Annotated in this window: 8 protein-coding genes; all 8 read left to right on the forward strand. The window is 46.7% G+C overall.

What is annotated here, in order from left to right; translation table 11 throughout:
• Position 1: 1 nt before the first annotated feature.
• Positions 2-769: an ABC transporter ATP-binding protein gene (locus L1271_RS23770; protein WP_010369407.1), complete on the forward strand. Its 768-nt coding sequence runs from the start codon at positions 2-4 to the stop codon at positions 767-769.
• The gene (locus L1271_RS23775) at positions 762-1,877 is read left to right on the forward strand and encodes an ABC transporter permease (protein WP_010369409.1); all 1,116 of its coding nucleotides are present in this window, start codon (positions 762-764) and stop codon (positions 1,875-1,877) included. Before L1271_RS23770 ends, L1271_RS23775 begins: the two co-directional genes overlap by 8 nt.
• Positions 1,874-2,272 (forward strand): 3-hydroxyacyl-ACP dehydratase FabZ, encoded by a 399-nt coding sequence (gene fabZ, locus L1271_RS23780; protein WP_010369411.1) that lies wholly within the window; start codon positions 1,874-1,876, stop codon positions 2,270-2,272. The genes L1271_RS23775 and fabZ overlap by 4 nt, the downstream gene beginning before the upstream one ends.
• An 11-nt stretch (positions 2,273-2,283) precedes the next feature.
• Positions 2,284-3,015 carry an SDR family NAD(P)-dependent oxidoreductase gene (locus tag L1271_RS23785; protein WP_010606256.1) on the forward strand — a complete coding sequence of 244 codons (732 nt, stop codon included), beginning with the start codon at positions 2,284-2,286 and terminating at the stop codon, positions 3,013-3,015.
• Positions 3,012-3,719 (forward strand): hypothetical protein, encoded by a 708-nt coding sequence (locus L1271_RS23790; RefSeq protein WP_235368938.1) that lies wholly within the window; start codon positions 3,012-3,014, stop codon positions 3,717-3,719. Before L1271_RS23785 ends, L1271_RS23790 begins: the two co-directional genes overlap by 4 nt.
• A complete protein-coding gene (locus L1271_RS23795) occupies positions 3,716-4,471 on the forward strand; it encodes a thioesterase II family protein (RefSeq protein ID WP_235368939.1) in 756 nt (251 codons plus the stop codon). Before L1271_RS23790 ends, L1271_RS23795 begins: the two co-directional genes overlap by 4 nt.
• Positions 4,472-4,494: 23 nt before the next feature.
• Positions 4,495-9,048 carry a non-ribosomal peptide synthetase gene (locus L1271_RS23800; protein WP_235368940.1) on the forward strand — a complete coding sequence of 1,518 codons (4,554 nt, stop codon included), beginning with the start codon at positions 4,495-4,497 and terminating at the stop codon, positions 9,046-9,048.
• Between the two features lie 3 nt (positions 9,049-9,051).
• A partial coding sequence (locus L1271_RS23805) for a non-ribosomal peptide synthetase (protein WP_235368941.1) occupies positions 9,052-15,226 on the forward strand: 6,175 nt, incomplete at its 3' end.

The raw sequence follows: 15,226 nt of genomic DNA on the forward strand, positions 1-15,226 counted from the left end.
GATGACGACCGTGATCGAAGTGAAGAACTTAAGGAAGGTCTACAAAAGAACACGAAAAGTTGCCGTCGATGACGTCTCTTTTAGCGTTAGCGAAGGCGAATGTTTTGGACTCCTTGGGCCCAATGGCGCCGGAAAAACCACGACGTTGGAAATACTTCAGGGCTTGCGTAGTGCAACGTCAGGTGAAGTGACGTTATTCGGTCTTAATTGGAAGCAACACGAAACCAAACTTCGCAGCCTTATGGGTGGCGTGATGCAACACAATAACCTCTACGAAAAACTCAAAGTAAAAGAGTGCGTCGAGCTATTTGCCAGCTTTTACCCAAGCTACACGCCAATTGATACGCTGCTTGAGCGCTTCAATTTAAGCGAGAAAAAGGACGCTTGGCTAAGCGAACTCAGCGGTGGACAAAAGCAACGCGTATTTTTGGCGATGGCAGTGGTTGGCCAGCCCAAGTTGGTGTTTTTAGATGAGCCAACTACGGGACTTGACCCCACGAGTCGCCAGGAGTTTTGGCACATCATTAAAGATCTCAAAGAAGCTGGTACCTGTGTGATGTTAACGACGCACTACATGGATGAGGCAGAGTTCTTATGCGACAACTTAGCCATCATTAATTCAGGTCAAATCATAGAGTCAGGCGCGCCAAGCGACATTATTAATCGCACCTTTGAGACTCCGGTGATTAAAGAACCCAGAAAAGCCACACTCAACGACGTATTTTTGAAACTCACAGGTTCCACGATGGAGAGGGAAAGTTATGCCTGAGTTAAGTCAAACTAAGTTATATCCATTTTGGCAATTAATGATGGTCAATATTCGACCTTTTTTCCGTGATAAAGCGGTATTGCTATGGACATTCGGTTTACCTATTTTTATCGCCCTATTGTTGATCCAAGCCTTCTCCGGTGGACCAAAAATGTCTCCTATGAATGTGGTGGTGATGCATGGCGAGCAAATTGAACAGAAATGGCTTAAAGCGATGGAAGAAGATCCACTCGTTACCGTTACCCGCCTCTCACAAACCGATTCAATTGTGCTGGAAGACAGCTTTGCTTCTGCTCAGCTGGCGGAAGTGATCAGCTCACCAGGCTCAGTGCTACGTAAGCTGCAAAATGAGGTGAGCCCTGAAGTTTACCTTGCCCCCAACGCTATGTTTTCTACTCATAACTCCGATGAATCGTTAATGGCACGTAACTATCTATTGCGTCTTAAAGCGCAAGCTAACGGCGAAGAGATGCGAAGCAATGTCATTAGCGTCAAAGGTTATCGTTACACTGACTGGTTGATCCCGGGGATCATCGTGTTACAAGTCCTTGGTTTAGCACTGGTGTCGATTGCCAACAGTTTAGTTTCGGACAGACAAAACGGCTTTTTTAAACGTCTACGCCTTTCTCCTTTCAAACGCCGTGATTACATCATTGGGATCGTGCTCGCACGCTTATTCTTGCTGGTGTTCCAAATGCTGATTCTGTTCGTCGCATTTCACTTTTTATTTGGTTACACGCTGCAAGGAAACGTGCTGGATATCATTGCAGTAATGGCACTCGGTTCATTTTGTATCTGTATGCTCGGCGTGTTAGTCGGCGCCCGTAGCCAACGGGTTGAAGTCTCATCAGGGATAGCTAACTTACTTTACTTTCCGTTGATGTTTTTATCGGGCATCTATTTCGACACCGCTAACTTCCCCACTCTACTGCGAGAAATAGTTTCGTTACTGCCAACCACTGCGTTTTTGGATGCACTGCGCTTAGTCGCAAACCAAGGCGTTGAACTGGCTGCGGTAAGTCGTCAACTGATTATTTTAGGCGTCACCAGCGTGGTGTTCTTCCTCATCGTTTACTTCTGCTTTGACTGGGGAGATGAAAAATCATGATCACCGATAACTTGCCGCACAAGGCACCATTTAAGTTTGCAGACAAGATAATCGAACATTCACCGGGAGAGATGATTGTTGGACTAAAGTTTGTCTCGCATAACGAACCAGGCCTCCAAGGACATTTTCCGGATGAGCCTATTTTCCCGGGTGTGTTAATCATTGAGACCATGGCGCAGATCAGCGGCTTGTGCTGCAACAACACGCACAAAGGAGGCATGCTGTCTTCCATAGAAAAAGCCAAATTTAGTCGCCCTGTTCGCCCCGGCGAAATCATTAAAGTAACGGCAAAACTAGAAACTGAATTTGGTGCGATGGCGCGCTTTAAAGCACAAGCACACGTTGAAGATGAGTTGGTTGCAAAAGCCGAACTCACGATTGTTTACACGGATTAAGGAACTTGGTTGTGTTTACTGGAAAGACAGTAGTAGTGACTGGCGTATCCAAAGGGATAGGCAAAGGCATCGCACTCGCCTTTTTGCAAGGTGGTGCTCGAGTATACGGTATTTGTCGCACACAAACCCCCATCGCGGAGTTACACAAACCTGAGTATCAAGCTCGTTTCACTCAACAAAGCGGCAATATTACCGACAGCGAGTTCGTCAACTCCGCTATTCGCCAAGCAATAAGCGACACGGGTCGGGTTGATGTGTTAGTGAATAACGCTGGGATCACGAATGATAGCTTGTTCTCTCAGATGTCGTACGACGCTTTTCATAACGTGTTAGATATCAACTTCAAGGGTACATTGCTGTGTTGCCAAGCGGTGTTACCAGTCATGACTAAGCAAGGTGCAGGCAAGATCATCAACATGGTGTCGCAAAGTGGAATAAGCGGACGTGAAGGCCAAGCCAACTACGCGACCTCAAAAGGCGCAATTATTGGCCTCACTCGGACTATTGCACGGCAATATGGTCACTGTGGTGTTTACTGTAACGCACTCGCTCCGACGTTTATTGCAACCGATATGATTGATGATATCCCCGCAAGCATTATCAACCCGGTGCTTAAACATACCGCACTAGGTCGTGTTGGGAGTGTCAAAGAAATTGCTGATGCCACGCTATATCTCGCTTCTAGCGCCTCTAACTACCAAACTGGAAATGTGCTTCGTTTGGATGGAGGGCTTGCGGTATGAATGCTCAAGCGTTTATTTTACTTTATCCAACAAGTGAGTTTGATAGCCACTTCGTTACCCATTTGCTGTCGCAAAAACATCCGTTACTCCTTATCAATGCAAGTGCTGAGGTGCTCGAGCATAATCCAGAAGCGAGCCATATCCACCTCAACGCTCCCCTCTCGGAGTTAAATACCAATACATTACTAGATTGGTTTGAACTCAATAATAATCAGCAAGAAGTGATGGTACTGCATTGTGCCAATCGCCTTGATGAAAGCAATCTACTCGAAGACATTGCCGTTGGCGAGCAAGTGATTGCGCGTCTAGAAAGCGTATTTTCGGTCCTCAGAGTCATCGCGGACAACCTCAGAGTAAGTGGTGGAAACCTCGTCTTTTTAACTCAATCAGACACCTTAAATTACGAATTAGAAGCCACCGCCAGTGTCTGTAACCACGCTCATAATGCGTTGATGATGACGCTCGCGCGCGAGTATCAAGGTAGCAAGCTGGCAGTTAACAGTTTTGTGTTACCGCTACTGGCTACCGATAGCAAAGCCGCAAGAATCCAAAAGCGCAACCTAAAAGGAGGCGTACTGGGTGCACGACCTGCGGTATACAGCTATCAAGACTTGGTGGAATACCTAATCAACTTTATGAAAACCAACACCATGCTCACCGGTCAATCCATCGCATTCACACCAACGCTGGAGCTCAAGCTATGATGCCGGTTGACTTATACTGTTTCCATCACGCAGGTGGCTCTTCTTTGTTTTTTAGGGAATGGGCCAAACATTTACCTGCGCATTGGCAACTCCACGGCATCGACTTACCGGGCAGTGGTACTAAAGCAGGCATGCAATCTTTACGGGACTGGGATGAGGCACTTAGTCACCTAAGTAGTAGCACGCAACTTCAGCCGCGTAGTGAGCGGCTGTGCGTGTTTTTTGGTCACAGTCTTGGCGGGATGGTGGCTTATAAGCTTGCCGATCATCTTGCTAAACACGCACTGACAACACCGGATTTACTCTGTCTATCAGGGTGTCGCGCGCCAAGTATTCCCTCGGCTACCCAGTACTCAAAATTGACTGACTCGGACTTGCTCACGACTTTATATCATCTCGACATGCTGCCTAAACATCGTTTAACGAAGGACGTAGAAGCAGTTGTGGCCGCCATGTTTAAAGACGACTTTATGTTAGCCGAGCAACCCGTCAGTACTGACATTACGTTGACGATGCCGGTCGAACTGATCCTCGCCACACAAGATCACTTGGTTAAGCCTGAGTCACACCAAGCTTGGTCTGAGTACTGCGAGAACCATTTTCAGCACCATCATGTCGATGGCGGTCATATGTATTTACAACAACGCCCAACGCTGGCGTGTGAGGTGATTGTCGCCGCTGTAGCGCGACACTTAGCACGCTTGCAGCAAACAAAATACCAAAAAGCAAACTGGCAAAAGCCGTTGTGTTAAGGCGAAAAAACAAGGATCACGCAATGAACTCACAGTCCAATTCCGCCAATTTCAAGTCTCTGACAACGAGGCAACTTCACGTATGGCAAGCCCAACAGCTTGATTTGGCAAATCCAGTATATAACATCGCTTGCGCGGTACAATTTACCGGCGGGCTCACAGCCGAGGCGCTAGAGCGAGCCTTAGTGTTGCTATTTGCAAGACACCCAGTTTTATCGAGTCGTATTGATGAGGCTCATGGCGAGCCACAACTCGAATTATTAGCCAGTGCCCCTAAGTTATTAGCCGTGCCTGATGAGATTGCCGCTTTTAGTGACTCTGTCACCGCCAAAACCTTAATTGAGCAAGCTATCGATATCACTAAAGAGACCTTTCAATTCTACGCTTGTAGCTCAGAAACTCGTTTGCTATTGACCATCAAAGGGCATCACATCAACTGTGACCAGTGGGCATTGCAAGTACTGATGAGCGATTTACTCGCATGTATAGAAGCGGTGCTTGATAACTCTGAACTTGATCTCGCCCCCCTTGATTATCAAGTGATGTTTGAAGAAAAGCCTGAGCGTGCAGCAACTTCACAACAGAGCGAACTCTATCCTATCGATTTTTACCAGAGTAATACTGAGGCACTAGCGCACCATTATGACGGCATCGCGTTTCGTGAAGAAAACCCAGAGGCACTCAAACAAGTAAAACAGGTAGCCTCTCAAGCTGGCGTCACGAGTTTTAGCGTCGTGCTTGCCAGCGTCTTTTTGACTTTATTTCATACCACTGGGCAAACCGATTTGACCATAGGGATCCCGATGGCTCGCCGCACCCGTAAAACCCGTGCGATCTTAGGTCATTACTCAGACGTTGAAACGGTTTCTATTTGCGATATTGAGCAGTACACAGGCGCATCGCTTATCAGTGAAGTCAGTAACCAGCTCACCCAATTACTGCTGTCAGGAAATAATAATAAAGACGCTGCGAAGCATATTAATGTCACCTGTAACTACTTAGCCAAGCTAAAAAGCAATGGCATTCGTCCAGGGATAACCCCGTTGATGATTGGTCGCCAAGGGTACGAACTTGCTTTGGGCACAGCGGGAGATACCATTATCAAAGGGGTATCCATTGAGCCTGGTGTTTCACAATTTGATATCGAATTTACGCATTTTGAAACAGAAGGAGGCCTTTGTCGTAAAGTGGTCGCCGCTAAGTCTGTCTTTTCTCGCGTGGCAATGACACGGATCACCGATATTCAGGCGCGCTTTATTGAATTACTTACCCACTCTAGCGATCTTAATATCGCCGAGCTGCCTGTACTGGATGAAGAAGAGCAAAAGCTGATCTTGGCGCGCAGCAATCAAGATAATGAAACGTTCTTTTCCGACACCACTTTAAATCACTGGTTTGAACAAGCGGTAAGTAAACACCCAGATCAAATCGCGCTACAAACCCAAACACAATCTATCGATTATAAAACCCTTAACGCCAGAGCCAACGCCCTTGCCTTGCATTTACGGGAGCAATATCAGTCTCAGTATCAACAACCCCTCACTGCTGATACGTTAATCGCGCTGTACATGCAGCCTTCTATCGAGATGCTGATTGCAATTCTTGCTGTCACTAAAGCGGGTGCGGCTTATGTGCCGCTGTCTCCCGACCATGCCAGCGAGCGAACAACCTTTATTCTAAGTGATACTAACCCAAGCCTATTGATTGTCGATGAGCAAGAGTATGCCGCTGCACAAGAAAAATGCCGTTTGGCGGAGGTGGCTTGCCCATTAGTTACACCACTCAATGCCCAGCAACAAAGCGACACAGCCCCTGTCATAAACCAATCACCGCAGGATTTGGTATACATCATTTATACCTCGGGTACGACAGGCCAACCAAAAGGCGTGATGCAAACTCATGAAAACGTCGCTCGATTGTTCACGGCAACGGAACAAGATTATGGCTTTGACCATCACGATATCTGGGTGCTTTACCATGCCTATACTTTTGACTTTAGTGTATGGGAAATGTGGGGTGCCCTACTTTATGGCGGTAAACTCTGTATTCCTGACAACAGCCTGATCCGCGATTTTGAGGCCTTTGCAGACTACTGCTCAGATAATCAAGTGACTGTGCTTAATCAGACTCCTGCCGCATTCTATGAATTTTGTGCAGCGGCACTAAGCGCAAAATTGAATTTTGACAAACTGAGGTATGTGATTTTCGGTGGTGACAAACTTAACCCCGAAATGCTCAACCCTTGGTGGAACTGCTACAGCGATGAACAGCCGCTATTGGTCAACATGTATGGGATCACTGAAACCACGGTGCATGTCACCTATAAAGCACTCACGCAACAATCAAGTTCTAAAGCCTCTCATATCGGTAGACCCATATTAGATATGAAAGCGTACGTACTAAATTCCAAATTGCAGTTGGTCGAACCCGGTGCCTGCGGTGAGTTATATATTGGCGGTGCAGGTCTTGCTCGTGGTTATTTAAACCGCGAAGCGCTCAGTCAAGAACGCTTTATTAGCAGCCCGTACGCAAGCGAACAAGATATTCAACAAGGACGAGCCAGACTGTATAAAACCGGTGACTTGGCAAGACGCCTGCCGGATGGTGAGTTGGAGTATATCGGTCGTAACGATAATCAGGTGAAGATCCGTGGCTACCGTATTGAACTGGGTGAAATCGAAAGCGTGATCAACCAATTGCCAGAAGTTGCCCAAGCGGTGGTTATCGACCGTACCCTACAAAGTGTTCCCTACCTAGCCGCTTATATCAAGTTTAAGCCACAACATCACGGCCAAACTGCCCAAGTGAAAGCCCATGTGAGTCAAGCGCTACCCAGTTATATGCAGCCAAAAACGTGGACTGAGCTTGCGGAAATACCTTTGACTGGCAACGGTAAATTAGACCGTAAAGCGTTGCCAGAGCCTGAACTGGTAAGCCAAAGCGAATATGTGGCGCCGCAAGACGAAACGGAAGCGCAACTGTGTGAAGCATTTAAAACTTTGCTTGGTGTTGAGCAAGTGAGCACCAAAGATGATTTCTTTGCTATCGGTGGTGATTCTATTCTCACGATTCAACTCGTTGCTTTGCTCAGAAAGCAAGGCATTGAACTGCAAGTAAAAGATATCTTTGATTGTCCAACTGCAGCGGCGTTAAGTCAGCGTATTGTTAGCGTACAAGCGAATCAACGAGAGATAACACAGGAGCAAGGCCTGCTGAGCGGACGCTTTGATCTACTGCCAATTCAACAATGGTTTTTCAATAAAGCACTACCGGAGGAGAATCATTGGAATCAGGCATTTGCAATCAGGATCCCAAGCGGCTTTAGCCAAATTCAATTACAAGAGGCGCTACACAGTTTAAGTGATCAACATGATATGTTGCGCACAACCTTTATGGAATTTGAAGGCCATATTACGCAAGAATATAACGATGTGAGTACCATGGCGCCACTCAACGTCCTTAACGGCAAGTCACACGATGTACAAGCAGAACTCAACGCGCGACAAAGCCAGTTCGATATTTGTAATGGCCCACTTTGGCAAGTTACACATATCGAAGCGTTTTGCGAAGACTACGACCTGCTTCACTTTGCACTTCACCACTTAATCATCGATGCGGTTTCTTGGCGGATCATCGCGCAAGATCTGCAAACCCTTTTAGCACAAGGAGAGTTGCTGAGTAAACGTACCAGCTATCGACAGTGGGTAGAAATGATGCAAGCGTACCCGGCAGCACACCCGCAGGAAATGGCATTTTGGCAGTGTTTAGCAACCAACTTACCAAGCTATCCGCCAAGCATGGCTGCAACACCGTCAACCGCTTGGTTAGAGCTAGACGCGCACACCACGGCCCGCTTCATACGTGACGCGAATGCAGGCTTCAATACGCAAGGTGAAGAGTTACTACTGGCTGCTTTGTGCCAAGCATTGAGTAAAACCTTTAAGCAAACTCAGCATGCTATCACGTTGGAAAGTCATGGTCGTGAAATGTGGCGTGATGATGCTGATATCAACCAAACAATTGGCTGGTTCACTTGTTTGTACCCGCTACGCCTGACTCAACAAGCGACACTAAGCGACACCATTATTGATGCCAAAGAAGCGCTACGCCAGATCCCGAATAAAGGTCTTGGTTTTGGTAGTGCACAACTGCAAGACACCAGCTTAACGTTGCCAAGTATCAGCTTTAACTACCTGGGCCAAATGGGTGGGCAAAGCGATGCGCTTTGGCAGATAGACAACCAACTGCAAACCGAGACAAGTTCTGCACAAAACGGCTCGGATCTGATCCTCGATATCAATGCGCTAGTTCAGGGCGAACAACTCAGGATCAAAGTGGATTCATTACTAGATGGCAATCTTACCGATGCCTTCGCTACTCACTTAACACAAGCGCTACATGACGTATTGGATACGGCGCTCGAGGCGAAAAAGCGCGGCGGTGTAAGCACCCCTAGCGACTTTGGCGCGGGCTCGCTTTCTCAGGATCAACTAGCTGCACTGCAATCTCAGTTAAGTGAAACACAACTAGAACAAACCACGACTCAGTCTGAAAAAACACAAGAATTAGAGATTTAAACCATGTTGAATTTATGCCAATCACTTGCAAAGGATAACATTGCGCTTTGGGCCAATGGAGACAAACTTAAAATTGTCCATGGTGAGCAAGGACTCAGCCAACAATGGGTTGATTACCTCAAAGCAAATAAAGCCGCATTATTAGATTACCTTGTATCGCAGCAAGTTTTTTCCGAACAAGACTTTGAACAGTTACTAGCGACTGAGCATAAAAAGGCATCTGAGATCCGTGCCATCTTTGATGCTAACAGTATGCAAAAAGGTTTTGTTTATCATCACCTTGCCCAACCAAATGACGATGCTTACCGCGTTCAATTAGTCATCGATTACCATCAAGCACTCGATGTCGATGCTTACCAACAGGCTTGGATCTTGGCATCAATGCGTTACCCTGCGCTACGTACCGCGTTCAACTGGGAAAATGAAATCATCCAAGTGATCAAAGGAGGGGCCGGATTTACCCCAAATCACTTCAGTTTTCACGACTTCAGCACGTTAGACCACATTGAACAACAGACGCGTATCGATAAGCTCATTCACGACGACCGTAATACGCCTTTCGATTTGACTCAACCTGGATTAATGCGTTTTGCTATTGTTAAACGCGCCGATGCACATTACACCCTAATTAAAGCAGAACACCACAGCATCAGCGATGGTTGGAGCTTTCCGGTGATGCTGCAAACCGTGCATCAAAACTACGCCAAACTAACCAAAGGCGAGCCGGTCATTGTTGAAGAAGAAACGGCTTACCTACAAACACAAGCACGCTATCAGCAAAATCAAAAATCTAGCGATAGCTATTGGCAAACCCAAAAAGCACAATTTGGTGAGCCCAATGATATCAACCGCTTATTGAGTAAAAATATTGACCAATCTGGCTCGTCACAGATCCAAAAAGCAGCGGCGAGCGAATTAAAGCTCTCTTCAGAGCGCCATCAACAGCTCAAAGCATTTGCTAAACAACACGGACTAACGCTGAACGTCTTAATGCAATTTGCTTGGCATAAAGTACTGCAATATTACTGCGACGCTGAGCAAACCATAGTAGGCACAACGGTCTCGGGTCGTGAACTCCCCATTGACGGGATCCATGCCAGTGTTGGTTTATATATCAACACCCTACCTCTTTCCCTTGATTGGCAAGAACCGGCCAGTATTCGCACCCAGCTTACAGCGCTGAAAGAAAAAATTGCAGAACTTAACGGCAACAGCAGTGTTTCACTGTCGCAACTACAAGAGCCGAATACTCGCCTGTTCAACAGTCTATTTGTATTTGAAAACTATCCGACACCAGCGGGACAAGACGTGCTCGAATGGTCATTCGATAAGATGATTGAAAAAGTAGACTATCCACTCACCATCAGTGTAGTTGAGCAACAGGACATCTTATTACTCAAGTTAAGCTTCTGCGAAACCATGTTGGCACCAAGCAAAGCACAGCGATTGCTCACCCAAATGACATTGGTGTTAGATGCCATTATTGCTGATGAGAACCAGCCGCATAGCCAAATTTCTTTGTTAAGTAATGATGAGCGAGCACCAATGGTTGAGGTAGATGAGCATGCAGATTATTTGCACTCTACTATCCATGAATTGGTTGCTCAGCAAGTACAAAAAACGCCAACTCGAATAGCGCTGGTTGAAGGCGAAATGCAGCTGACCTATCAAGAATTAGAACAAAGCGCGAATAATCTTGCCGCCTACATTAAAGATCATATGGACGTTGGCGCTAGCCATCGCTTTGTTGGGCTTTTCTGTGAACGCTCTATTGCAATGGTAATCGCAAAACTGGCTATCCTAAAGGCGGGTTGTGCTTATGTACCGCTTAACCCTGACTATCCAGATCAGCGCATAGAGTATATGCTCAACGACACGCAACTTGGCTTGATTTTAACACAAAGCGAGCTGCGCCCGCGTATCGAAACACTCGTTGCAAGTTGTGATGCAGAGCCGCAAATTACCTGCTTAGATAGCTTGTCTTTGTCTGATGCAGCGCCCGTACTATCAGGCGCACATGCGCAAACCGAAGCCTATGTGATCTATACATCCGGTACGACAGGTGAGCCAAAAGGCGTGGTCGTTCCACACCGTGGCGTTGTTTCTTTGGTACAAGATACTGATTTAATAAACACGTCAGAAAACGACGTGTTTATTCACCTATCTAATCCAAATTTTGACGCCGCAACGTTTGAAATTTGGACACCACTGATAAACGGCTGCAAATTGGTTGTAGCAAGTGCGCAACAAGGCGCGGATCCTGACAGCCTATCAAGGTTAATTAAACAACACGGTGTTAGTGTACTTTGGCTAACGCGTACACTGTTTGATTCGCTGTATTTACAACAACCTGATATTTATGACAATGTCCGCTGCGTACTAACAGGCGGTGAGGCAATCACTCCAAGCATAGTCAAACGCATTCTCGCCAGAGATACGCGACCAGAGTTGGTAATAAACGCGTATGGCCCAACTGAAAGCACGACATTTACCACTTTCTATCCATGCGCCAATATTGATGGCCCGGTGCCCATCGGCCAAGCCATTAATCATCGCCAAGTATTATTGCTTGATAAATATCTTAATCCAGTGCCATACGGCGCGACAGGCGAGATATTTATAGCAGGAGCCGGACTTGCATGTGGCTACCTTAATAAACCCGAAATGAGTGCTGCGCGCTTTATCGATAACCCCTTTGCAAGCGCAAAGGCCAAACAACTCGGGCTAGATAAACTGTATAAAACGGGAGACTTAGGACGTTGGTCAGAGTCTGGCGTACTAGAGTTCTTAGGCCGTAACGATCACCAAGTGAAGATCCGCGGGTTTAGGATTGAGCTTGCTGAAATAGAAGCACAACTCAACGAATTGGCGCAAGTAAAAGTCGCCGCTGTGGTGGTATTCGAACAAGCGGGCAACAAGCAACTTGCCGCATACGTGGTACCAGAGCGCGGCGAGTTAGACCTCAATGCAGTAAAACAGGAACTGGCTCAGGTTTTACCTAGCTATATGATCCCAAGCTACTTTGAAGTGATGTCGGCGTTACCGTTTAACAACAATGGAAAGCTGGATCACAAGCAATTGCCTACTCCAACGGTGGTAGATGAAGACAACTATCAAGCACCGAGCAGCGAATTAGAAAAACAATTGTGTGGTATTTGGCAGTCAGTATTGGGTCTAGAACAAGTGGGCGTTAATGATGACTTTTTCAAAGTCGGTGGCGACTCTATTGTCAGTATTCAACTTGTGTCTGCGCTGCGTAAAGCTGGCTTTAACCTTCAGGTTAAAGACATCATTGACGCCCCAAGCGTGGCAGCGCAGGCCTATTTAATTCAACACGTTAGCACTGAAACCATTGAACTTATCACGGAGCAAGGTAGGTTAAGTGGTGAGTTTGCACTACTGCCTATCCAACAGTGGTTTTTCGATTTAGGGCTACCAAATCCACACCATTGGAACCAAGCATTTACCCTTAACTTACCTGAACACATTGAACACCCGGGGCTGACTCAAGCTATTCAAGCGCTGAGCGAGCATCATGACATGCTACGTTGTCACTTTGTTCAGACCAGCAACGGGGTAAAACAAGCGTACCAAGCGGCAATAGAGCTTGAAGTCCCATTACTTGATGCAACGGCTCTGAGTAAAGACGCGTTATTTAACGAATTGACCAAACTACAAAGCCAATTTGATTTATTCAATGGCCCCCTGTGGCAGGCAGCGTTGGTGAAAACGGCCGAGGGCAGTCAGGTATTCTTTGCCTTCCATCATGCCATTATTGATGTGGTATCGTGGCGGGTGTTAAGCCAAGACTTACAAACCCTATTAAATGGTGAAGCACTAACAGACAAGCTTACCAGCTATCGTCAGTGGGTGGATGCCATTGCCACCTACCCTTCGGCTCACCCTGAGCAAGCGTACTATTGGCAGCGGGTACAAAAAGGCTTTACTAGCCAACCCACTTACTCAGCACAATCACAATACAGCATCACGTTTGAGCAAGAAACGACCGCTAAATTGCTACGAGATGCCAATCTTGGTTTGAATACTGACATTAACGACTTGCTTTTGGCGGCACTCAATATTGCCCTACACAGCACTTTTGACAGTACCGTTAATCATATTCAACTTGAAGGTCATGGTCGTGAAAATATAGATCCGCGCTTGGATGTGTCGCAAACCTTAGGCTGGTTTACCAGTATGTATCCTGTGCGCCTTGAACACCACGACGACGTGATTGCAACCATCGCAAACACCAAAGAAATGCTGCGCCAAATCCCGGATAAAGGCGTGGGTTATGGCGCTTTTGTGCAAGCAGACAAAGTCAGCGCAATTCGCCCTCAGGTGAGCTTTAACTACCTAGGTCAATTGAATCAGCAACAACAGCAAAACCGAGATTGGCAGCTGGATGATACTCAAGCAGGCTATGTGATGACTGAGGCAAACGCTCAGGCTGACAATGCACTGCTACTCAACATCAATGGCGCAGTTCGCGGTGACAAGCTTCACTTTGATGTGGTTTCGAGGTTGAACCAATCACAGTCGTTGGCATTTGTTGAGCACTTTGAAATGGCGCTTCATCAGGTCATTAATGCAAGTTGTGAACTAGCCGCGCAAACACCACAGCAAACCCCTAGCGATTTGGGATTAAGCGACTTGTCTTATGGGCATTATCAAGCGCTGAGCAAGCACTATAATATCGAAGCACTTTACCCGGCTAATAGCTTGCAACAAGGCTTTATCTATCATGCTGTTAACTTCCCAACGGATGATGCCTACCGAGTGCAATTGGTCATGGATATTGAACAAGCGCTAGAGGTTGAACACTTTATTCATGCCTGGCGTTTAGCATCGCTTCGCTTCCCTATTCTTCGCACCGCTTTTGATTGGCAAGAGTGTCTACTCCAAGTGGTGTGTCGCGATGCCAGTATCGATGACAGCCACTTCACCAAAGTAGATCTGTCATCCCTTGACGAGCACGGCCAACAGCAAGCCATCAGCAAAGCCCAAGCCGCAGACCGACAAGTTCCGTTTGACCTAAGTCAACCGGGGCTTATTCGCTTCAACTTATTTAAGCGCAGTGAAAACCTCTACACACTTATCAAAACCGAGCACCATGCCATTAATGATGGCTGGAGTGGACCGTTAATGCTGCAAGCAGTCGCTGAGTATTATCGCCAGCTTTGTGCAGGGAAAACACCAGAGGTGCAAGCGCAGCAAACCTATTTAGAGGCGCAAGCTTATTACCTTAAAAATGCCAAGCAAACTCAGGCTTACTGGCAGCAACAACAAGCCGAATTTGATACCGCAAACGATATTAACTTGTTGCTTGGTGGTCAGTATGACTTATCGCAAAGTCGAATCGTTGGGCAAGTGCAATCGGTGCAGTTTAGTCTTCAAGGCGAGGCGTTTAGGTCGCTACAACATACTTGTCAACAAGCTGGCGTAACCCTCAACGTTGCATTGCAATTTGCTTGGCATAAGTTACTGCAAACCTATTCTGGTGATAGCCAAACGATTGTTGGTAGCACAGTTTCCGGTCGTGAAATTCCAGTCAATGGGATTGAACAAGCGGTCGGTTTGTTCATCAATACCTTACCTTTAGTGGTGAATTGGCAAGCAGAAGCAAGTTGTAATGACATTCTCAAAGCCATTCAAAAAGGCGTAGCTGCACTCAATAGCCACAGCGACATGAGCTTGTCGAAACTGCAACGTGATGGTCAACGCTTGTTCCATACCCTATTTGTATTTGAAAACTACCCGACTCCAGAAAATACCGGCAGTTGGAAGTTTAGAGAATCAATAGAAAAAGGCGACTATCCGCTTTCTGTGGTGGTCCAAAGCGAACAAGACCGCTTAGACTTTGTGATGCATTACAACGGGGAATGGCTGAGCACCGCACGGGCAGAGTGGATCCTTGACCAAGTACAAGCTATTTTGGTTCAGCTTGGGGAGCGACTGACACAAAGCCATCAAAGCATTAGCTTGGTCAATAACCAAATGCAGACAACGCTTAGCCAATGGCACAACAACGCCGAGTCGTTTGCCACCGATAAAGATCTGGCCAGCTTAGTAGAGCAGCACGCCGCTAACACCCCAGAGCAAGCGGCCATGTTAACCAGCAGCGGTGAAACGCTGTCTTATGCCGAAGTGAACGGTAAAGCTAATGCCCTTGCGAAGC

The organism is Pseudoalteromonas sp. OF5H-5 (genome assembly GCF_021530695.1).
Classification (GTDB): Bacteria; Pseudomonadota; Gammaproteobacteria; order Enterobacterales; family Alteromonadaceae; genus Pseudoalteromonas.

What these genes read in the sequence shown, in the direction of transcription:
- L1271_RS23800 (WP_235368940.1), top strand. Translation starts at nt 4,495, where the DNA reads ATGAACTCACAGTCCAATTCCGCCAATTTCAAGTCTCTGACAACGAGG.
- L1271_RS23770 (WP_010369407.1), top strand. Translation starts at nt 2, where the DNA reads ATGACGACCGTGATCGAAGTGAAGAACTTAAGGAAGGTCTACAAAAGA.
- L1271_RS23795 (WP_235368939.1), top strand. Translation starts at nt 3,716, where the DNA reads ATGATGCCGGTTGACTTATACTGTTTCCATCACGCAGGTGGCTCTTCT.
- L1271_RS23790 (WP_235368938.1), top strand. Translation starts at nt 3,012, where the DNA reads ATGAATGCTCAAGCGTTTATTTTACTTTATCCAACAAGTGAGTTTGAT.
- fabZ (WP_010369411.1), top strand. Translation starts at nt 1,874, where the DNA reads ATGATCACCGATAACTTGCCGCACAAGGCACCATTTAAGTTTGCAGAC.
- L1271_RS23775 (WP_010369409.1), top strand. Translation starts at nt 762, where the DNA reads ATGCCTGAGTTAAGTCAAACTAAGTTATATCCATTTTGGCAATTAATG.